A 19,468-nucleotide genomic window follows, 5' to 3' on the forward strand; every position below is an offset into this window, starting at 1 on the left:
TTGATACATATCAGGATCACAGTTAAAACTAGCATCGCTGAAAAGATAGCCAATAAGTGGCACTTTTGCGTTACCAATCTTGCGACTTCTGTCCTTTTTCTACCCCTAATACCACAGAATAAGGATCCTGATGGATCAGTACATCTGAATGTGGATAAAGCTCAAGCAGTTTATCTTCGACTTCGTCAGAGATTCGATGCGCTTCAATTAATCGGATATTGTCTTCCAACTCTAAGTGCAACTGAATAAATCGAGTTGGCCCTGACATTCTGGTTCTTAGTTGATGAACCCCGAGCACCCCTTCCACTTTCACACAGCATTCTCGGATTGCTTTCAGCTCTTCGTCGGGCAGTTTGCGATCGAGTAAGGTTTGAATCGCCTCTTGCACCATTTTGAATGCGCTATAGAGGATATAAACACCAATTGCGACGGCAAAAACTGAGTCTGCTTGAGTGACCCCAAACCAGCTCAAACCTAGCGCGAGCATAATGGCGGCATTCATATAAAGGTCAGATTGATAGTGCAGAGAATCTGCAGCTATGGCTTGGCTGCCCGTTTTCTTCACGACATGCTTTTGGAAACGAACCAAGGCAAAGGTGACTAAGATGGCAAACAAGCTGACGTAAACGCCGTATTCCGGGGACTGCAACTCATGCGGTCTAAAGAAGCGTTCGATACCATTTAAGATCAGGAATACAGCGGAGCCAGAAATAAACATCGCCTGTGCCAACGCTGCTAGTGATTCGGCTTTACCGTGGCCGAAGGTATGCTCTCGGTCAGCAGGCTGAAGGGAGTAACGCACCACAACGAGGTTAACCAGAGATGCCGCGATATCGAGCATCGAGTCAATCAAAGAGGCAAGTAAGCTGACTGAACCCGTTACCCACCAAGCCCCAACTTTGACCACCAATAGCAGCGTCGCAACAATAGTGGCCGTCCATGCAGCCATGGTGACTAAGCGAGCATATTCTTGTTTCATAGTGCTTTGATTATTAAACAAACATCTTCTAAGTATAACCTCACAATTGTTGAATAAAAATGGCATAAAAAAGGCGGCTATCAAGCCGCCTTAATTCAATACTATCTCTAGCGAGTAAAACGCTCTTGCATTTTCTCTTGGCATTTTGCTGAACGCTCTTGTTGCAACTCAACAAATTTTGTTTTCTGCTCAGGAGTTAAGATGCTCAACATCTGATGCTGTTTCTCTAGCATTTTCACTTTACGTTCCGTTTGCTTTTCAACCATTGACTTAGCAAGCTCGTTTGCCGCCGCTTGGTCAAAGTTATCCGCTAGAACCAATGCCTGAACTTTCTCTTTTTGTGCTTGCATCTCTGCATGGCGCGCTTCAAAGTTCTCTTTAAAGGCCGCTTTCATTTCCTGTTTGCTTGCCTCACGCATCTCTTTCATCTGGTCTTTTTGCGCATCAGTTAAGTCAAGTTGACGCATGATTCCGCGGTCAAAGCCACCACCACACTCGCCGTGACCACCTTTCTTACCATCTTTGCCACCGAAAGCAAACGCACTCGCTGTGCCAAGTGCTAGAGGAAGAACAACTGCCGCTACTACTAGTTTCTTTGTCATTTTCATAATCGTACCTTTCACTTTGTCTATTGGATTGAGCTGTTCTCACAGCGCTTGAGTGTAGAATACGACTTGCTGCGTAAAGCAACGTATTGAGAGAGTAAAGAATCGTAAAGAGCGATAATGACCCTAAATCAATTGGTCATTTAACAGTAATATATAGATATCCAACTTATGTAGAGACCTTGTTATGCCAAATATCTTATTGATTGACGACGATACCGAGCTAACCAGCTTACTTAAAGAAGTCCTATCCTTTGAAGGCTTTGATGTGTCTGAGGCAAATAATGGCGAAGAAGGACTGGCACAACTCAATGACAAGATTGACCTTATCTTACTCGATGTCATGATGCCTAAGCTCAACGGAATGGAAACCCTCAAAAGACTGCGAGAAAACTGGGAAACACCAGTGTTAATGCTGACGGCTAAAGGCGAAGAGATAGACCGAGTCATTGGCTTAGAGCTGGGCGCGGATGATTATCTGCCAAAACCCTTTAGCGACAGAGAACTGCTGGCTCGCATTCGCGCAATCCTACGTCGTACGCAAAGCAATAGTGCAAGCAAAAGCTCGAAAAACTCTGACTGCATTGAATATCAAGACATCCAAGTGTATCCCGGTAAACAGGAAGCTTACTGTCAGGGAGAGCAAATGGAACTCACTACCACAGAATTCGCTCTGTTAAGCCACTTTATCCAAAATCCTGGGCAAACCCTAACCAAAGAAGCGTTGAGTTTGGATGTTCTTGGAAAACGTCTCGCCGCTTTCGATCGTGCTATCGATATGCACGTCTCCAACCTGCGGAAAAAACTGCCAGAACGAGAAGATGGCAAATCACGCATCAAAACCTTACGTGGACGCGGCTACTTACTGGTTGAGGAGGACTAATGCGCCTACCTAAGATCACTAGCTTGTATGGGCGTATCTTCGCCATATTCTGGTTTACCATGTTTTTGGTGCTGATGGCGGTACTGTCACTGCCACATCTCGATCCACGCAAAGCGCGAGATATTCCAGTTGAGCACTACGATCGCATGATCGAGCTGAAGCAGAATATCGAGAAGCGCTATGCCAAAGATACCAACCTTGCCCGCATTCTGTTTAAGCTCGAAGGTGGAAAACGCTCTTCAAGAGATCCTCGTCCGCGCTTCTTTGTTACTGACCTAGAAGGCAACTTGCTCACAACCCAAAACCACAAAGACTTTAAGTATCGCGCGCTTCAAAACTTTATCACTAGCGTCGAAGTCGATAGCGAACCCAAGCAAAAACTTTATGGTCACTACATGCTTGCCGGTCCACTGCCTGTCACGTTAGCCAAGCAAGACTTACTGCTCTACATCGGTGTGAAATGGAATCAACCACCGCCATTCTTACTGCGCATGTTTGATAGACCATTCCAGTTATTGTTTGCAGTAATGCTGGTCAGCACTCCTCTGCTACTGTGGCTTGCATGGGCACTCAGCCAACCAGCACGTAAACTGGAACGTGCAGCCAAACGTGTCGCCAAAGGGGAATTTGTGGTTGACCCTGCTCTTGAAAAAGGCACCAGTGAATTCCGCCAAGCGGGGACAAGCTTTAACCAGATGGTGGAAGCGGTTAATCAAATGATCTCAGGCCAACAGCGCTTATTATCAGATATTTCCCATGAGCTGCGCTCTCCACTGACTCGACTGCGGATGGCAAATGCCCTCGCGACTCGAAAACAAGGTGAGAGCCCTGAACTGGTTCGTATTGATACCGAAGCTCAGCGCTTGGAGCAGATGATTGGCGAGCTACTTGAGTTGTCTCGTATGCAGGTTGATAGCCATCTAACCCGAGAACCTCAGCCGATGGGGAGTTTATGGGAAGCCATCCTCTCGGATGCTCAGTTTGAAGCAGAACAAATGGCTAAAACCCTCTCCTTCAATGATATTCCTGAACGTAATATTTCAGGTAATCCAAAACTATTGATGAGCGCATTAGACAACATTGTTCGCAATGCTATCTATTATGGTAAAGACCGCATCGAAGTCACTTTCACTGAATCTAGCCAACAAATCATGATTGCGGTTGATGACAACGGTGAAGGCGTACCTGATCAGGAACTCGATGCGATATTCAGACCGTTTTATCGCGTCTCAACAGCGCGCGATAGACACAGTGGCGGAACAGGTTTAGGCCTGACCATCACGGAAAGTGCAATACGCCAGCATAGCGGAACCATCGAAGCGAAGCGGAGTAAACTCGGCGGGTTAAGAGTCGAAATCACTCTTCCACTCGGTGCGGAGCAATAACCCTACAAAAGAGGCAGTTGATAATAGATCTCATTATCATTTAAAGTAAATCCTTCAATTATGGAGGATTTACTATGTCTCACACTTTCCCTGAACTTCCTTATGCTTACGACTCACTTGAGCCATACATCGACGCAAAGACGATGGAAGTGCACTACAGTAAGCACCATCGCACCTATTTTGATAAGTTTATCGCTGCAGTTTCTGGTACCGAGTTAGAGTCCACCACACTCAAAGATATCTTTGCCAACATTTCTCAGCAGCCACCCGCGGTGCGCAATAATGGCGGTGGTTACTACAATCACATCCTCTATTGGAATTGCATGAAACCAAATGGTGGCGGTGTTCCTCAAGGAAAACTCGGCGAGGATATTGTGTCTACCTTTGGTAGCTTTGAAGCATTCCAACAGCAATTTACAGATGCAGCGATTAATACTTTCGGCTCTGGTTTTGCTTGGCTGATCGTCAAAGACGGACAACTTGTCATTACGTCAACCAGCAATCAAGACAACCCACTAATGGACGTGGCAGGAGCTCAAGGTGAGCCTATTTTGGCGCTCGATGTTTGGGAGCACGCCTACTACATCAGCTACCAAAACCGCCGCCCTGACTACATTGAGGCTTGGTGGAATGTCGTAAACTGGGATGCCGTGAGCGATAACTACGCAGCAGCTTTAGCCTAGTCACCGCAATACACAATATAAAACTAATAACGTCAGACTTGGCGGCTTTCAAGAGTCGCCTTATACTTTCTAGCCTTTGAACAATCAGCGTTAAGAGTTAGTCATGTTTGATATCGCCCTCTACGAACCAGAAATTGCCCCGAATACTGGTAACATTATTCGTTTATGTGCCAACTGTGGTGCCAACCTTCACCTTATCGAGCCGCTTGGTTTTGATCTGGAAGAGAAGAAAGTTCGTCGAGCGGGATTGGATTACCACGACCTAGCGCGCGTTACTCGCCATAAAGACTACCAAGCATTTGTTGAGTATCTAGAGAAAGAACGCGGTGAGTACCGAATTTTTGCCTGTACAACCAAAACAACAGGCCATCATGTCGATGCCAACTTCCAGAAAGGTGACGTACTTCTGTTCGGTCCAGAAACCCGCGGCTTGCCTGCTGAACTCATCGAAAGCATGCCAATGGAGCAGCGTATTCGTATTCCAATGATGCCAGACGCACGTAGCTTGAACCTTTCGAATGCCGTAGCTATCATCGCTTTTGAAGCTTGGCGCCAAATGGGCTTTGAAGGGGCGCAGTAGCCAAAGCGAACGCTTCGTTAGGGAAGCGGAATGCGGAAGCAGGATGTGGGAACGGACTTCGTCCTACGGAGAGCTGGATAACTGGATAACTGGATAACTGGATAACTGGATAACTGGATAACTGGATAACTGGATAACTAACTTAGCGTTTTTCAACAACCCTAAAGTATCAACGGTTTGTTTTGATAATGCTCAATCTCGCTTTCCCTAAGCAAAGCGTTCCATAGGGCGTAGCCCGTTCCGTTATCCCAAAGTAAAGCATTTCAAATCGTTCAAAAAAGCCGATGCTATTGCATCGGCTTTTACAACTCTAGCTATCTAGTTTTCTAGTAGCGCAGCGTTCCATAGGACGAAGTCCACTCTACCCTAAGGGCGTGCCACGAAACCTACTGCTTCGTATGCTTTCTTCAGCGTTTCTGCTGCGCGTGCAGAGGCTTTCTCAGCACCTTGCTTCATCACCTGATCCATATAAGCACGGTCAGCGCGGATACGGTGGTATTCCGCTTGAATAGGCTCAAGCATTGCAACGAGCGCTTCACCGACATCTTTCTTGAATGGACCGTACATCTCTACACCTTGGTACTTAGCTTCAATCTCTTCAAAGCTCATACCTGTCGCTGCCGAGTAAAGACCCATTAGGTTTGAAATACCGGCTTTGTTGTCCCAGTCATGAGCAATACGCGGTGGCGTTTCTGCATCCGTTTGAGCTTTGTTAATCTTCTTGATGATTGACTTAGGCTCTTCAAGCAAAGTGATCACGTTCTTACGGTTATCGTCCGACTTAGACATCTTCTTGGTTGCATCTTGCAGGCTCATCACACGTGCATTCACCGTTGGAATGTACGGCTCTGGCACTTGGAAGATTGGCTGCTCTGGCGAGTAGATGTTGTTGAAGCGGTTAGCGATATCACGCGCTAGTTCAAGGTGCTGCTTCTGGTCACTACCGACAGGCACTTGGTGCGCGCCGTAGAGAAGAATATCTGCAGCCATCAAGACTGGGTAGTCGAACAAGCCCACGTTCACATCACCAAATTGGCTAGATGCATCTTTCGAATAACGTGCAGACTTGTCTTTAAACTGAGTCATTCGGCCCAGTTCACCCATCTGGGTGTAACAGTTAAGAAGCCAACCAAGTTGAGCATGCTCTGGTACATGTGACTGAACAAATAGCGTGCTCTTTTGCGGATCAACACCAACTGCAAGACAGATTGCTAGTGCATCTAGAGTCGCTTCGTGTAACGCTTTCGGATCTTGGCGAACCGTAATTGCGTGAAGGTCGACAACACAGTATTGGCAATCGTAATCATCTTGCATCTGCTGCCATTGACGTAGAGCACCCAAGTAGTTACCGATACTTAGTTCACCTGATGGTTGAACACCACTCAATACGATGGGTTTGCTCATGGGAATAATTCCTTTGACTTCTTATGCTAAATAATGAAAAAAACCGCGTGGTTTCTATCCACACGGTTTACTCAGTGTACTCATTAACGAGTATTTTAAAAGATCTTTTGTCGCTATTAAGCTGAAACCGTTAAGAGTTCTGCTAAATCTGCGATGGTATCTGCGACATAATTCGGTTGAGAAGCAGAAATAGGCTCACCGTGGTTGTAACCATAGGTCAAACCAAACGAGTGACAGCCTGCGTTTTTCGCCGCTTTGATATCGTTACTTGAATCACCCACCATTAGCATTTCTTGTGGCTGACAGCCATGTTTCTCAAGCAGCCAATTTAGTGCCATTGGGTTAGGTTTTTTCTCTGGGAACGTATCGCCACCTATCACATCAACAAAGTACTTATCAATGCCGTGCTTCGCCAGAACCTCAGGGACAAACTTCGATGGCTTGTTGGTCACTAGCGCCATGGTAAAGCCCGCTTCGTGCAGCTCTGCCAAGGTTTCCTTTACCGCTGGGTAGAGGTGGCTGAGCTTGTGTCCGCTTTGCTCGTAGTAGTCATCAAACAGAATACGCGCTTTGGCATGCAATTCAGGGTCTAAATCTGGTGAGACCGTTAGGCTGCGACTCAGCGAACGACCAATAAGAACATCAGCGCCGTTACCTACATAGTCACGCACTTGCTCTTCTGTCACCGCTGGGTAGCCTAGCGCTTGTACCGCTTGGTCAGCAGCAACCGCCAAATCAGGCACGCTATCAAGTAGCGTACCGTCTAAATCGAATGCGATTAACTTAATGTTGCTCATTGAATTAGTTAACCTTAGCCAGTTCTGCGCGCATTTCATCGATCACTTGCTTGTAATCTGGCTGGTTGAAGATAGCCGAACCTGCGACGAACATATCCGCGCCCGCTTCTGCGATCTCTCTGATGTTTTCAACCTTCACACCACCATCAATTTCCAAGCGAATATCGCGACCAGATTCATCAATCATTTTGCGTACTGCGCGTAGCTTATCGAGTGTTTTTGGAATGAAGGATTGACCACCAAAGCCTGGGTTCACTGACATCAGAAGAATCATGTCTACTTTATCAATGATGTACTCAAGATGAGACAGCGGTGTCGCTGGGTTGAGTACCACACCCGCTTTACAGCCATGCTCTTTGATAAGCTGAAGTGTGCGATCAACGTGCTCAGAAGCTTCAATATGGAAAGTGATCATAGATGCACCTGCTTTAGCGAAGTCAGGAATAATGCGATCCACTGGCTTCACCATAAGGTGTACATCGATTGGTGCAGTAATACCGTAGTCACGCAGTGCCTGACAGATAGGCGCACCAAAGGTTAGGTTAGGTACGTAGTGATTGTCCATCACATCAAAATGAACCACATCTGCCCCTGCTGCGAGTACTTTTTCTACGTCTTCGCCTAAGCGAGCCATATCCGCAGACAGAATTGATGGAGCGATAAGGAAATCTTTCATACCTGACCTCTAGTATTGATTGGGCATCATTGCACACTGAAGAAACTTTGCGCGCAATTCTACCTAAGCTAGAGGTGAGATGATAGAGAAGTGTGATGAAATGTGATTATTGGCTTTCAACAGGTTTGAATAGCGCAAGAAGTTCATCAACTTTGTTACGCCCTGCACCATTGCGGCTAATCGTGCGTTTCACCTTGACGACATTGAGCTCAGCGCCATGATAAAGACGACGAGTCAAAGTGGTATCGTGGTTAGAAATCAGCACTGGAATTCCACGCTCAACCGCCGCTCTCTCAGCCACATCGGCCAAAGCAGCTTGGTCGTCGAGAGTGAAACCATTACCTGCATACGAGGTGAAATTAGCTGTCGTTGACAGCGGTGCATACGGCGGATCACAGTAGACAACACTGCCTTTGCGCGCACGCTTAAAAGTCTCGTGGTAGCCTTCACAGACAAACGTCGCTTTCTTCGCTTTTTCGGCAAAGAACTCTAACTCAGCTTCCGGGAAATAAGGCTTTTTGTACGAACCAAACGGGACATTAAAGCCGCCTTTTTTGTTGTAACGGCACAAACCATTAAAACCAAAGCGGTTCATATACAGGAAAGCCAAAGAACGATACATCACATCATCTGTGGCATTGAACTGGCTGCGAATATCGAGGTAAGCCTCTTTGCGATTATTCTCAGGGCAGAACCAACGCTTCGCCTCAGTAATGTACTCTTGCGGGTTTTCTTTGAGGAGGTTGTACAAGTTTATCAGATCTGGGTTGATGTCTGCGAGCAAGTACTGATCATAATCAGTGTTTAGAAATACAGACCCAGCACCTACGAACGGTTCTACCAGCTTACGAGCTTCTGGCAAGTGACGCTGAATATCTTCGACAAGTCCGTATTTTCCACCTGCCCATTTCAGGAAGGCTCGCTGCTTCTTCATCTACTGCTCTATCTATCAACCACAAATTAAGGCTGCGGAATGTAACATATTTTGTAATTAATCTCAGACAATTTTCTGGATTACACCCAGTTTCTAATTATCTTGATTGCCGCGGTCAATCTCTCGTTGCACTTGACTAAGAGACTTGGCCCAAGGCTCTACGTTTTGCAGCTCAGTAGACAACCCTTGTACCGCATCTCGTGCCACTTGAATGGTTGGATAGTTTTGGTACGTCACTATGTACCAATCCACCCCATTGCGTTGAGTTGGATAGATAAAGACCTGATTGGCGAGCTGGTGACGATCAATAAAATTCTGCACTTCCTCAAGTGAGTTCACTGCCGCTAACTGGAGAGTGTAACTACGTGGAGAAAAGCTTTTCAGCTCATCTTTAGTGAAAGAGAACTTGATTACGGTAGGACTTGGCGCCACTTCCTCTTCAGCAGCACTTTCTGCTACGGCTGCGGAATCTGAAGAGGCGGCTGCTTGAGGCTCGGTAACCTGCTCAGTTTTCGATTGCTCGACAACTTGTTCGATTTTACTGGTATCCGCCTTCTCAGGTTTGCCTTCCATCAGTGCATCAACCACATCAGAGGTAATCACTACGCGCTGATGATCCTCATCGGTATTGCCAACACTCGATATTTGCTCAGTCACATCTGGTGGTAGCGAGAGCGAGTCATCTTCAGCATTCGCCATGGTTGGATCAACCACAGGTTCAGGTTCAATTGTCGCTGCGGTACTTTCTTGGCTAGCGCTCTCTTCCGATAGTGTCGGTATTGCCGTCTGTTCGATAGATTCTGTGATTTGCTGAGCTTTGTCATCTGGCGATGGCTGCGACATCATCCACCAGTAACCACCGCCGATTAACACCAGTAGCGTGATAACCAACAGTGCAATATTGATTGGTGAACCCACAATTGAGCGGATAATGATCCTTTTTTCCACTTTTTGATCCCCTAAAGCCATGATTTCGCCAGGATGACGAGCAACCGTTCGATACGCGTTTCGAACGCGCTTTTCCATGTCATCTTCGACAAACCGAATCACCAATTGTTCAAAGAATCGATCCGCTTCTTCTTGGCTAAGTGGTTCAATTTCAAGATCAATCGGCTTGTGTTCTTGACCATAACTCAATCGAGTCAGTAATGCATCTAGACTGTTCGATTGAGCGAACAACAGCACATTCACAGTCCAACCTGGGTTAACCTGAGCTTCAAGTACCAACATCCACAGTTCAGAAACGAAGGACTCAGTCAGCAAATGCGCATCATCGATCGCTATCACTACATCACAGGTCTCGCCCTGCATGATGCGTGTGAAAGACTCAACGAGAGAATCAGCCGGATTAAAAAGAGGTTCGGAAATAAGTTGAGAGAGGATAGTTGAGCGACGTTGAGATTCATCTTGGTTGGGGTAACACATCAGTAACGACTGGTTTTTATCTTGCGCCCAAGCTTCTAGATAATATTGTGCTAGCCAAGTCTTACCCGCACCTGATGCACCACCAAGTGTGACCAAATTCGAGCCAAAATTAGTCAACAGCTGCAAACGTTCTAGCAGTTCTGTTTGTGAATCTAACTCCAACACACGTGGATCATGCGCCAAGCTCATTACGTTATCCCAATGAAAATACGAGTAATACCAAGCTAACGCTTTAACCTCATAGGGGCAAAGGTCAGATTGGTACTACAAAACAAAAAGATTTAAACAGTGCGCGCGAAGTCGATAGCTTGTTCAATGATCGATTCTGGAACACCTTTAACTACTTCAGCAGTCCCTATGCTGGTAGGGAGTACAAGGCGAAGCTCACCAGAGAGTACTTTCTTATCACGCATCATATGCTTCATGAAATCAGCAAATGACATCGTTTCTGGAGTATGTACTGGTAGCTGGGCTCTTTTCAGTATAGAGATAATTCGCTCAACTTGCTGCTCATTGATAAGGCCTTGAAGTTGAGCGGTTTTTGCAGCCATCACCGTACCTGCTGAAACAGCTTCACCATGTAGCCAATTACCATAACCTAACTCAGCTTCGATCGCATGACCAAATGTATGACCTAGGTTCAGCAATGCGCGAATTCCAGACTCTTTTTCGTCCTGAGCAACCACTTCCGCCTTAATCTCACAGCAGCGAGCAATAGCGTAAGTCAGAGCTTGTTCATCAAGTTGATACAGCTTATCGAGGTTTTCTTCTAACCAGACAAAGAAGTCTTGATCGTAGATGATGCCGTACTTGATGACTTCGGAAATACCAGCAGCAAACTCTCTTTGCGGTAAAGTTTTTAGACAGTCAGTATCGATAACCACCGCTTTAGGTTGGTAGAAGGCACCAATCATGTTCTTGCCGAGTTTATGGTTAACCGCCGTTTTACCACCCACAGATGAGTCGACTTGAGACAGCAACGTCGTCGGGATCTGGATAAAGTCGACACCGCGCTGGTAACAGGCCGCAGCGAAACCCACTAAATCACCAATCACGCCACCACCGAGCGCAACTACCACCACATCACGGGCGTAATTGCCTTCAAGTAGGAAGCTCATGATGGTGTTAAAGGTGTCTAATGATTTGTACTGTTCGCCATCAGGCAGCTCAAGAACTGTCGCTTCACAGCCTTGTTGCTCGATAAGAGAGAGGATTTTATCCGCATACAGTGGTGCTACAGTGACATTAGAAATCACCACCACTTTTTGTTTTGCCGATAAGAAAGAAAGGTGGGCCGGATCATTAAATAATCCGGCACCAATTGAGATTGGATAGCTACGCTCATCTAAGCTGACCGTAATCCGTTCCATGGGTATTCTCCAGTTGCTAAAAAAAGTCTTAACGTTCTTCTAGCATTTTTACGATCTGGTTGGCTACCACTTTTGCACTTTGATCGTCTGTACGTACTGTGTAATCCGCAATTTCTTCGTAAAGTGGGTTGCGCTCGCCAGCTAGCGATTCAAGCACGTCACGTGGATTATCAGTCTGTAATAATGGTCGCTTCTTGTCGCGGTTAGTGCGAGCAAGCTGCTTTTCAATCGTTGTTTCAAGGTAAACAACAATACCGCGTGCAGAAAGACGATTGCGGTTTTCTTTGCTCTTGATTGAACCACCACCGGTCGCAAGTACGATACCTTGCTCTTCCGTTAGGTCGTTAATCACTTTTTCCTCGCGATCGCGGAAGCCTTCTTCACCTTCTACGTCAAATACCCAAGCGATATCTGCGCCAGTACGTTCTTCAATAACGGTATCAGAATCAACAAACTCCATATGAAGCTGTTGAGCTAGGTGTCTACCAATTGTGCTTTTGCCGGCACCCATAGGGCCAACAAGGAAAATATTGCGTTTCTCAGCCATGTTTAGCAGTAATTTACAACGTTAATTCAATGACATCGCCACAAGAAAAGCCAGTGTGATACTAGCGATGGAGATGCTTGTGGCACCGATTCCTCACAGATAATTCGTGATAAGACCCGAAATTATCTAGATAAGGTGCCATTAATGCAAATTTATTTTCGTCCCTAACCAAAATCTTACTCAATCACTACCCTTGGGGTGACGAAAATTAACAGTTCGCTTTTGCCCATTTGTTGGTAAGAACGACGAAATAGCGCCCCTAGCAGAGGCAAATCACCAAAGAAAGGCACCTTGTCGACCGCATCTGTCACGCTGTGTTGAAAAATGCCCCCGAGCACCACGGTTTCTCCATTCTCCACCAGCACTTGGGTACCGATTCTTTGGGTATTAATCGCCACCGCTTCTCCGGTACCGGTTTTCACCACATCACCTGGCCTATCTTGGGTCACACTCAAATCCAGAATTAGCCGATTATCAGGGGTGATCTGTGGCGTAACTTTTAAACTGAGTACTGCCTTCTTAAACGAAACGCTGGTTGCCCCACTTGAAGATGACTCTAGATAAGGAATCTCGCTGCCCTGCTCAATATAGGCTGGCTTTTTATTGGTTGTGATCAAACGCGGACTTGAGATGACTTCTGCTTTCGACTCTCGTTGTAATGCCGATAACTCAAGGTCAAGCAACATGTCGGAGCCAAGCTTGGCGACTTGAAATGCGATGGTCGAAGCATTGGCAGAAGTTGCGCCAAGATTCACATTAAGCATGTCATCGATTGGCACAACATCGAATACGTTATCTTCAATAGTGGCGCCAGTAGAAGTACTGCCGTTGGTGTTACTAAATCCCCAACGTACCCCAAGCTCATCCAAGTTGCCTTCATTAACCGTGACAATCCTCGCCTCGATTTGCACCTGCTTAACGGGAATATCGAGTGATTCGACAATAGAACGAATAACATCGACATTTTGCTCTAAATCTCGAATCAATAGGGTGTTGGTGCGCTCGTCCACACTCAAAGAACCCCGAGGGGACAGCATGCTAAACTCTCCGCCCCCATCGATTAAGTCAGCAATATCGGCCGCCTTGGCAAACTTAACTTGGATGATGTCCGACGACAGTTCCCCTAACTGTTCCTGTAAACGCGCTTTCTCCAGCATCTGCTGCTCACGAGCATCCAGTTCCGCTTTTGGCGCGACTAAAACAATGCTTCCTTCAACACGTTTATCTAACCCTTTGACCTGCAAGATGATGTCGAGCACCTTCTGCCATGATACCTCTTCAAGGCGTAAGGTCAGATTGCCAGTCACTGAATCGGAAACAACCAAGTTGAAATCATTGTAATGGGCGATCAGTTGCAACACATTTCTAACCGGAATATCTTGAAAATTAAGTGATAGCTTTTTGCCTGGCTTATCGAGAAGGCTTGTTTTGTCTACCTGCTGACCATCGCTACTATTTTCCACGGTCACTTGCAGGCGCGTCCCTTCAAGTTGATCGTGGTAACGAAAGTCCCCATTAATTGCCGCTATCAACTCGACCTTGTCTGGATGGCGAAAGACTTCAATGTCACGCACTACCGTACCAAACTCGGTCACGTCAAATACCTTAATTAAGGCTTCCGTCACTTGGGTTTGTGGCAAGGTAATACTTAACCCCTGCGCCACTTTTTGTATATCGACCACAGCACGTGAGTCGGACAAGGTTAGGACAATTTGCGCGTTACGCTGCTCATCGATTTTAAAATCCAAGCCTTGCAGAAGATTGTCATTTTGCTCTTGGGCATAAACAACACTGGGTAGGAACACCACAAACAAGGTGAGCCATTGCAAACAGCGTCTAGTAAAAGCCACCAATCCTTTTATCCTATTCATCTCTATCCGTTCTCTACTTAAGCGCTAATTTAGTATTACGTAACTGCCAGCATCCGAGACCGTCTGCGATGGCTTCTCGCACCAACACATAGCCATCAGTAACCTTGGTGACCTTACCATGATTCAGCCCCAGATAACTGCCTGAGTTAACTTGTACCAAGTGACCGGTTGGCGCCTCAATAAGCGCTGACTTTCTTCCACCTCGACTCATCACGCCTTTTAGTCGTAATTGGCTCAACGGAAAAGTCGCCAACTGACTCGCGTTGCGTTTAGGTTGCCAACAATCTATTGCTAACTTTTGCTGGTTAATGGACAGTGCAGCTTGGGGTAGCTCGAATGGCTGCCTAACTTGGTGGGCAGTATATTTGGAGCTTTGAACACCTATAAGCGGGGCAAGTTCATACACCTCCACTTCAGCATCACGCTTAAGTTGCGCTAAGTATTCCTCAAGTGGAGCTTGATTTGCCTTGCAGCCAGACACCAAAGCAATCAAAGGCAATAGCCGATTAATTTTCATCTTTGACCTCACTTTTAAGCTGATAGGTGTAGGCTCGAACGCGAAAATGCAGCGTGCTACTTTCTAAACTGACACGGTGCCAATAGACATCATCAAAATTTATCATTCGCGCTAGCGAGGCAATTGCGGCAGAAAAGTCGCCGATATCGTGATAGTCACCGGTCAATTCAATGTTGAGTGGAAGCTTGTACAGAAACGTTTGATCGTGCTTTTGTCCCCAATCAATTCGGGTAAAAGTCAGGGAGTTTTGTAAGCCGACCTGATTAACTGACGCCAACATAGAAGCGAGCTCTTTTTGCGCGGGTAATTGACGCGATAGATAGTCATACCGCTGTGACAGCTCATCAAGCTGAGCCTTCATTCTAGGTAACAACACCACTTTTTTCGTTTTCAGTGCTATTGAGGTTTTGTGCTGCTGCTCTTGCTGTTTAAGAACATCGAGTTGTTCAAGCTCAGGCTGAACCAAAAGCCAATAACCGCCTCCCTGTAACATCGCCATCAACACCGCGATCACGACTAGCTGATAAGTAAGTGGCCACTCGCCTATCTCTTCAATATCAAGGTTAAAGCGATTCACTCTGACCTCCTAAAAGAGAAAAAGAGACACGATATGATTGGTACTTACTGGCAAATCGAGTCGTACCATGAACAATGGAATGCATCTCGACGTTAGTTACTGCGGGTGATTTTTCGAGGTTGTCTAGCATGGTGGCAAGATGAGAAGTTGAATCGCTGATCCCAACAAGCTCAACCTGCAGGCCATTGATCTTTAGCTTGTCGATGTAAACACCAGCTGGAATCAGCTCAGGCAATAAATTCATAAAGTCTGTAGTTTTATTGCGCTCTTTCTGCAACCCCTCAATAACCGACAAACGGGTAAGTAGAGCTTGATGTTCGCGTTCGACGACTTTCAGTTGGTTAAGCTGTTGGTCCAATTGCTCTCCATGACGTACAAGGTAGTCATTACGCTCAGATTGCCGATCCTGTTGCTGCTCTATATAACTGCCGATGCCCCACTGGATAATCACAGCAATGATTAGCGTAACCATCATCAGCAGTCTAAAGCGCTTTTGGCGATAATCTCGCAGCTCTTCACGCCACGGCAATAGATTGATGCTATGCAGCATGACGACTCTCCAACCAAGTGAGCGCGCGCAGAGCAATCCCAGCCGCCGATGTGAACCTATGCCCGTGGGTCAACAGATTATCGGATGGCTGTTGGCTAGTTGTTGAAAAAAGAGTAAGCGGGTTAAGAAGCTCACACTCAATGGCAAAGCGCGTGCTGATTTCATTCGCAAGAGCAGGCATGGTAGCCCCTACACCTGACAGCCAAATCCCTTTAACACTCTTGCCGTGCATTGAAGCAATAAGCTGTAAATTGCGTTGGATTTTATCTAGTAACTCAGCGGTGAACTCTTCACGGCTTTGCGCCAGACTTAAGCAAAGGTTTGAATCCACCTCTTTTTCATGGATTGCCAAAACGATGTCTTTGCAAAAAGGCGCTTTATCAGCAAGGTCCATACACAACGAAGCGTGGTCAAAACCAACATCTATCATAAGCCAGTCGGCTTTAACCTGTTGTCGTGCAGCAAGCTGCCAAATATGCACTAAAGCATGGGCACGTAAATCAACCACTACGGGTTGAAAGGCAGCGCTTTTGAACACTTCTACTCTAGGGTCAACCAGCTCTTTTTTCGTCGCGTATACTTGGTAGTGAGTTTGCGATGACTGTCTATCCGCGGTCAGCGGGACATAATCTAAGTAGAGTTCATCAATTGAAAACGGAGTTTGATGGGAAAATGCGTCAGAAATAGCATACTCAATTTCATTGTCGCTAAGCCCGCTATCTATCTGTAATACCTTACTTATTACCGCATTATCTGGTATCGCCAATGCAACTTTCGTACTAAATCGCGGCAAACTCTTCCTTAGTTCTTTGAGTTTCTTTACAATTTTCTGATAATTTGACATATGGTTATCAGAGAAAATGCCCGCTTCGATTGGCAATTCTCGATAGTCGACAAGAGCAAATGTGCCCTTGTTTGGCTTGAGAACCACCGCTTTAATACTGTGGTGTCCAATTTCAATGCCTGTAACTAATGATTTACCCATGCAGCTTAGCTCCGTACTTTTTGCTTAGCTCATTTGCTTAAATTGATGGTTAAATAAGCACATAGACAAAATGAGCTAGATTTTTAGCTTAAAGTACAAGGGTTTACATTTAGTGAACCCAATCAATCAGGGAATCTCCGGTGAAGTTCATAAAGCGACTACTTATATTCACATTGATTTGCATAATTCTTGGGGTCGGTACGATATTCGGCTTCTACTTGTATGTGAAGCCAGAGCTACCAGACGTAGCCACATTGAAAGACGTAAAACTGCAAACTCCAATGCAGGTGTTTAGCCAAGACGGTAAACTGATCTCCCAGTTTGGTGAGAAACGTCGTATCCCCGTTGCTTATGACGATATTCCACAGCATCTGATCGAGGCGCTAATTGCAACAGAAGATAGCCGCTTTTACGATCACCCAGGTATCGACCCGATCGGTATCACTCGTGCGGCCGTAGTGGTTGCTCTTTCAGGCTCGGCCAAGCAAGGTGCAAGTACCATTACTCAGCAGCTAGCTCGTAACTTCTTCCTTTCCAATGAAAAGAAGATCATGCGAAAAATCAAAGAGATCTTTATTGCTATCCATATAGAACAACTTCTTAGTAAAGAAGAGATCATGGAGTTATACGTCAATAAGATCTTCTTAGGCTATCGCTCTTATGGCTTTGGTGCCGCAGCGCAAACCTATTTTGGTAAAGAGCTTCAAAACCTCACACTCAGTGAAATCGCGACGCTTGCCGGCATGCCAAAAGCGCCTTCAACCATGAACCCTATTTACTCACTCGAACGTGCGACGAACCGTCGTAATGTCGTGCTACTGCGTATGCTTGACGAGAAATACATAACTCAGGCGGAGTATGATGAGGCTCGTGGTGAAGAGATCGTTGCTCGCTATCATGGTGCAGAAATTGAGTTAAGTGCTCCATACGTTGCAGAGCTAGCTCGAGCTTGGATGGTTGCTCGCTATGGTCAGGAAGAAGCGTACACTTCAGGTATGAACATCTACACCACCGTAGATTCAAAGCTTCAAGCAGCCGCAAACAAATCGGCAATCAACAACTTGCTGGCTTACGATGAGCGTCACGGCTACCGCGGTGCAGAAAAGGTTCTCTGGCAGCCAGGCAAACCAGCCCTTGATGAGCAGAAAATAGATAAAACGCTCGATAACGTTCCAACTTATGGTCAGCTCGTTCCTGCTGTTGTCACTAAGGTAGATAGCAAACAAGCAACCATTTGGGTTAAGGACCAAGGGATCAACACGTTAGAGTGGGATGGCATCAAGTGGGCACGTAAATTCCTGACTGATGATCGCCAGGGCCCACCACCAAGCAATGCCAAAGATGTCTTAGCTGAAGGTGAGCAAATTTGGGTGCGTGAAGTTGAAAGCACAGTTGAAGGCCAAGAGCCAACCATCGCTTGGCACCTAAGCCAAGTACCGAATGCGAACACCGCATTTGTTGCCATGAACCCTGAAAATGGCGCGGTCTTGTCTTTAGTTGGTGGTTTTAACTTTGTTCATAACAAGTTTAACCGTGCCACTCAGTCAGTACGTCAAGTTGGTTCAAGTATTAAACCCTTTATTTATGCCGCAGCAATCGATAAGGGGCTAACACTCGCGACCCTGATCAATGACGCTCCGATTAACCAATGGGATAAGAGTCAAGGTACAGCTTGGCGACCAAAGAACTCGCCACCAACTTACATTGGCCCTACTCGCTTACGTATTGGTTTAGCACAATCGAAGAACGTGATGGCTGTGCGCGTGTTACGTGAAGTCGGCCTTGATGAAACGCGCCAATACTTAACACGCTTTGGTTTCGATATAGACCAAGTGCCGCGTTCAGAAACCATTGCTCTTGGAGCGGGTAGCTTAACACCAATGAAAATGGCTCAAGGCTACTCAGTGTTTGCGAATGGTGGTTACTATGTAGAACCCTTCTATATCAGCCGGGTAGAAGGCCCATTTGGTGACCTAGAATTCGAAGCATCACCAAAAGTCGTCTGTCATCAAGACTGTACTCAAGCTGTCACGAGTGACAATGAATTTGCCGAGCAAGATGTGACAACTGAAGTCACTGAAGAGCCTCAATATGCTCCACAAGTGATCTCAGAGCAAACTGCATTCTTGATGCGCGAAATGATGTACAGCAATGTCTGGGGTGGCGGTAACTGGCGTGACGGTACAGGTTGGAACGGTACCGGTTGGCGCGCTCAGAAGCTACAACGTCGCGACATTGGTGGTAAAACCGGTACTACTAACGACTCTAAAGATGCTTGGTATAACGGTTATGGCCCAGGAATGGTCGCTATCGCTTGGGTCGGTTTCGATGATCACACGCGTAAGCTAGGCCGAACCAAAACGAACAGTAATCTCGGCAAAGATCAGATTACCGGTGCTGAAGCAGGGGCAAAAACAGCTCAACCGGCATGGGTCGACTTTATGCGTACAGCGCTAGCAGGAGTTCCTCAGCAAAGCAAAACGATTCCGCAAAATATAGTACGAGTTCGAATTGATCGAGACTCTGGTCTCTTGACCAATAAGTTCGACTCTAGCTCTATGTTTGAATACTTCTTAGAAGGTACTGAACCTACCGAGTACGTCACCAGTGAGATTACTGACAGTATCTACACTTCTGATGGTGGCGAAGAGCTGTTCTAACGTATTACAGCACGAAAAGAAAAGAGGTTGATGTTTTCGC

General features: G+C 46.2%; 19 protein-coding genes. 5 read left to right on the top strand and 14 right to left on the bottom strand.

All coding sequences use genetic code 11. The annotated features are described in order from the left end of the window. Positions 1–70 precede the first annotated feature (70 nt). Together fieF and IX91_RS13820 are read right to left on the bottom strand one after the other, a co-directional pair. Entirely contained in the window at positions 71–979 is a 909-nt protein-coding gene (gene fieF / locus IX91_RS13815; RefSeq protein ID WP_004743313.1) for a CDF family cation-efflux transporter FieF, read from the bottom strand. A gap of 107 nt (positions 980–1,086) precedes the next feature. After that, entirely contained in the window at positions 1,087–1,587 is a 501-nt protein-coding gene (locus tag IX91_RS13820) for a CpxP family protein (RefSeq protein ID WP_004743312.1), read from the bottom strand. 184 nt (positions 1,588–1,771) lie between these two features. On the opposite strand from IX91_RS13820, the gene IX91_RS13825 reads away from it, so the two are divergent. From IX91_RS13825 to trmL, 4 genes are all read left to right on the top strand, one after another. After that, a complete protein-coding gene (locus IX91_RS13825; protein WP_004743311.1) occupies positions 1,772–2,467 on the top strand; it encodes a response regulator in 696 nt (231 codons plus the stop codon). After that, positions 2,467–3,852: an envelope stress sensor histidine kinase CpxA gene (gene cpxA / locus IX91_RS13830; RefSeq protein ID WP_004743310.1), complete on the top strand. Its 1,386-nt coding sequence runs from the start codon at positions 2,467–2,469 to the stop codon at positions 3,850–3,852. Before IX91_RS13825 ends, cpxA begins: the two co-directional genes overlap by 1 nt. A 74-nt stretch (positions 3,853–3,926) precedes the next feature. Then, complete coding sequence (locus IX91_RS13835) at positions 3,927–4,535, top strand: superoxide dismutase (protein ID WP_004743309.1); 609 nt, start codon at positions 3,927–3,929, stop codon at positions 4,533–4,535. A gap of 103 nt (positions 4,536–4,638) precedes the next feature. After that, positions 4,639–5,115 carry a tRNA (uridine(34)/cytosine(34)/5-carboxymethylaminomethyluridine(34)-2'-O)-methyltransferase TrmL gene (gene trmL, locus IX91_RS13840; protein WP_004743308.1) on the top strand — a complete coding sequence of 159 codons (477 nt, stop codon included), beginning with the start codon at positions 4,639–4,641 and terminating at the stop codon, positions 5,113–5,115. A 366-nt stretch (positions 5,116–5,481) separates the two neighbouring features. Here trmL and trpS read toward each other — a convergent pair whose 3' ends face one another. The 12 genes from trpS to pilM form a co-directional block, all read right to left on the bottom strand. Beyond that, positions 5,482–6,519 (bottom strand): tryptophan--tRNA ligase, encoded by a 1,038-nt coding sequence (gene trpS / locus IX91_RS13845; RefSeq protein ID WP_004743307.1) that lies wholly within the window; start codon positions 6,517–6,519, stop codon positions 5,482–5,484. Positions 6,520–6,635: 116 nt separating this feature from the next. Beyond that, entirely contained in the window at positions 6,636–7,316 is a 681-nt protein-coding gene (locus tag IX91_RS13850; protein WP_004743306.1) for a phosphoglycolate phosphatase, read from the bottom strand. A gap of 4 nt (positions 7,317–7,320) precedes the next feature. Next, on the bottom strand, positions 7,321–7,992 hold the full coding sequence (gene rpe / locus IX91_RS13855; RefSeq protein WP_004743305.1) for a ribulose-phosphate 3-epimerase: 672 nt from the start codon (positions 7,990–7,992) through the stop codon (positions 7,321–7,323). A 106-nt stretch (positions 7,993–8,098) separates the two neighbouring features. Then, a complete protein-coding gene (locus IX91_RS13860) occupies positions 8,099–8,926 on the bottom strand; it encodes a Dam family site-specific DNA-(adenine-N6)-methyltransferase (RefSeq protein WP_004743304.1) in 828 nt (275 codons plus the stop codon). 93 nt (positions 8,927–9,019) lie between these two features. Continuing rightward, a complete protein-coding gene (locus IX91_RS13865) occupies positions 9,020–10,540 on the bottom strand; it encodes an SPOR domain-containing protein (protein ID WP_004743303.1) in 1,521 nt (506 codons plus the stop codon). 92 nt (positions 10,541–10,632) lie between these two features. After that, positions 10,633–11,721: a 3-dehydroquinate synthase gene (gene aroB, locus IX91_RS13870; RefSeq protein ID WP_004743302.1), complete on the bottom strand. Its 1,089-nt coding sequence runs from the start codon at positions 11,719–11,721 to the stop codon at positions 10,633–10,635. Between the two features lie 28 nt (positions 11,722–11,749). After that, the gene (aroK, locus tag IX91_RS13875) at positions 11,750–12,268 is read right to left on the bottom strand and encodes a shikimate kinase AroK (protein ID WP_004743301.1); all 519 of its coding nucleotides are present in this window, start codon (positions 12,266–12,268) and stop codon (positions 11,750–11,752) included. 176 nt (positions 12,269–12,444) lie between these two features. Next, positions 12,445–14,139 (bottom strand): type IV pilus secretin PilQ, encoded by a 1,695-nt coding sequence (locus tag IX91_RS13880; protein WP_050809758.1) that lies wholly within the window; start codon positions 14,137–14,139, stop codon positions 12,445–12,447. Positions 14,140–14,152: 13 nt separating this feature from the next. Further along, complete coding sequence (locus IX91_RS13885) at positions 14,153–14,656, bottom strand: pilus assembly protein PilP (protein WP_004743299.1); 504 nt, start codon at positions 14,654–14,656, stop codon at positions 14,153–14,155. Then, a complete protein-coding gene (locus IX91_RS13890) occupies positions 14,646–15,233 on the bottom strand; it encodes a type IV pilus inner membrane component PilO (RefSeq protein WP_004743298.1) in 588 nt (195 codons plus the stop codon). The genes IX91_RS13885 and IX91_RS13890 overlap by 11 nt, the downstream gene beginning before the upstream one ends. Continuing rightward, positions 15,220–15,783, bottom strand: a complete 564-nt coding sequence (locus IX91_RS13895) for a PilN domain-containing protein (protein WP_004743297.1) — start codon at positions 15,781–15,783, stop codon at positions 15,220–15,222. Before IX91_RS13895 ends, IX91_RS13890 begins: the two co-directional genes overlap by 14 nt. Then, positions 15,773–16,768, bottom strand: a complete 996-nt coding sequence (gene pilM / locus IX91_RS13900; protein WP_004743296.1) for a type IV pilus assembly protein PilM — start codon at positions 16,766–16,768, stop codon at positions 15,773–15,775. The genes IX91_RS13895 and pilM overlap by 11 nt, the downstream gene beginning before the upstream one ends. A gap of 140 nt (positions 16,769–16,908) precedes the next feature. Between pilM and IX91_RS13905 the strand changes: the two genes are divergently transcribed. After that, positions 16,909–19,428, top strand: a complete 2,520-nt coding sequence (locus IX91_RS13905; protein WP_004743295.1) for a penicillin-binding protein 1A — start codon at positions 16,909–16,911, stop codon at positions 19,426–19,428. The last annotated feature ends 40 nt before the right edge of the window (positions 19,429–19,468 follow it).

The sequence above is a fragment of the Vibrio tubiashii ATCC 19109 genome (assembly GCF_000772105.1).
GTDB classification, from domain to species: domain Bacteria; phylum Pseudomonadota; class Gammaproteobacteria; order Enterobacterales; family Vibrionaceae; genus Vibrio; species Vibrio tubiashii.

Bases quoted from the DNA above. Each gene is read 5' to 3' on its own strand.
- fieF (WP_004743313.1), bottom strand. From the start codon at position 979: ATGAAACAAGAATATGCTCGCTTAGTCACCATGGCTGCATGGACGGCC.
- IX91_RS13820 (WP_004743312.1), bottom strand. From the start codon at position 1,587: ATGAAAATGACAAAGAAACTAGTAGTAGCGGCAGTTGTTCTTCCTCTA.
- IX91_RS13825 (WP_004743311.1), top strand. From the start codon at position 1,772: ATGCCAAATATCTTATTGATTGACGACGATACCGAGCTAACCAGCTTA.
- cpxA (WP_004743310.1), top strand. From the start codon at position 2,467: ATGCGCCTACCTAAGATCACTAGCTTGTATGGGCGTATCTTCGCCATA.
- IX91_RS13835 (WP_004743309.1), top strand. From the start codon at position 3,927: ATGTCTCACACTTTCCCTGAACTTCCTTATGCTTACGACTCACTTGAG.
- trmL (WP_004743308.1), top strand. From the start codon at position 4,639: ATGTTTGATATCGCCCTCTACGAACCAGAAATTGCCCCGAATACTGGT.
- trpS (WP_004743307.1), bottom strand. From the start codon at position 6,519: ATGAGCAAACCCATCGTATTGAGTGGTGTTCAACCATCAGGTGAACTA.
- IX91_RS13850 (WP_004743306.1), bottom strand. From the start codon at position 7,316: ATGAGCAACATTAAGTTAATCGCATTCGATTTAGACGGTACGCTACTT.
- rpe (WP_004743305.1), bottom strand. From the start codon at position 7,992: ATGAAAGATTTCCTTATCGCTCCATCAATTCTGTCTGCGGATATGGCT.
- IX91_RS13860 (WP_004743304.1), bottom strand. From the start codon at position 8,926: ATGAAGAAGCAGCGAGCCTTCCTGAAATGGGCAGGTGGAAAATACGGA.
- IX91_RS13865 (WP_004743303.1), bottom strand. From the start codon at position 10,540: ATGAGCTTGGCGCATGATCCACGTGTGTTGGAGTTAGATTCACAAACA.
- aroB (WP_004743302.1), bottom strand. From the start codon at position 11,721: ATGGAACGGATTACGGTCAGCTTAGATGAGCGTAGCTATCCAATCTCA.
- aroK (WP_004743301.1), bottom strand. From the start codon at position 12,268: ATGGCTGAGAAACGCAATATTTTCCTTGTTGGCCCTATGGGTGCCGGC.
- IX91_RS13880 (WP_050809758.1), bottom strand. From the start codon at position 14,139: ATGAATAGGATAAAAGGATTGGTGGCTTTTACTAGACGCTGTTTGCAA.
- IX91_RS13885 (WP_004743299.1), bottom strand. From the start codon at position 14,656: ATGAAAATTAATCGGCTATTGCCTTTGATTGCTTTGGTGTCTGGCTGC.
- IX91_RS13895 (WP_004743297.1), bottom strand. From the start codon at position 15,783: ATGCTGCATAGCATCAATCTATTGCCGTGGCGTGAAGAGCTGCGAGAT.
- pilM (WP_004743296.1), bottom strand. From the start codon at position 16,768: ATGGGTAAATCATTAGTTACAGGCATTGAAATTGGACACCACAGTATT.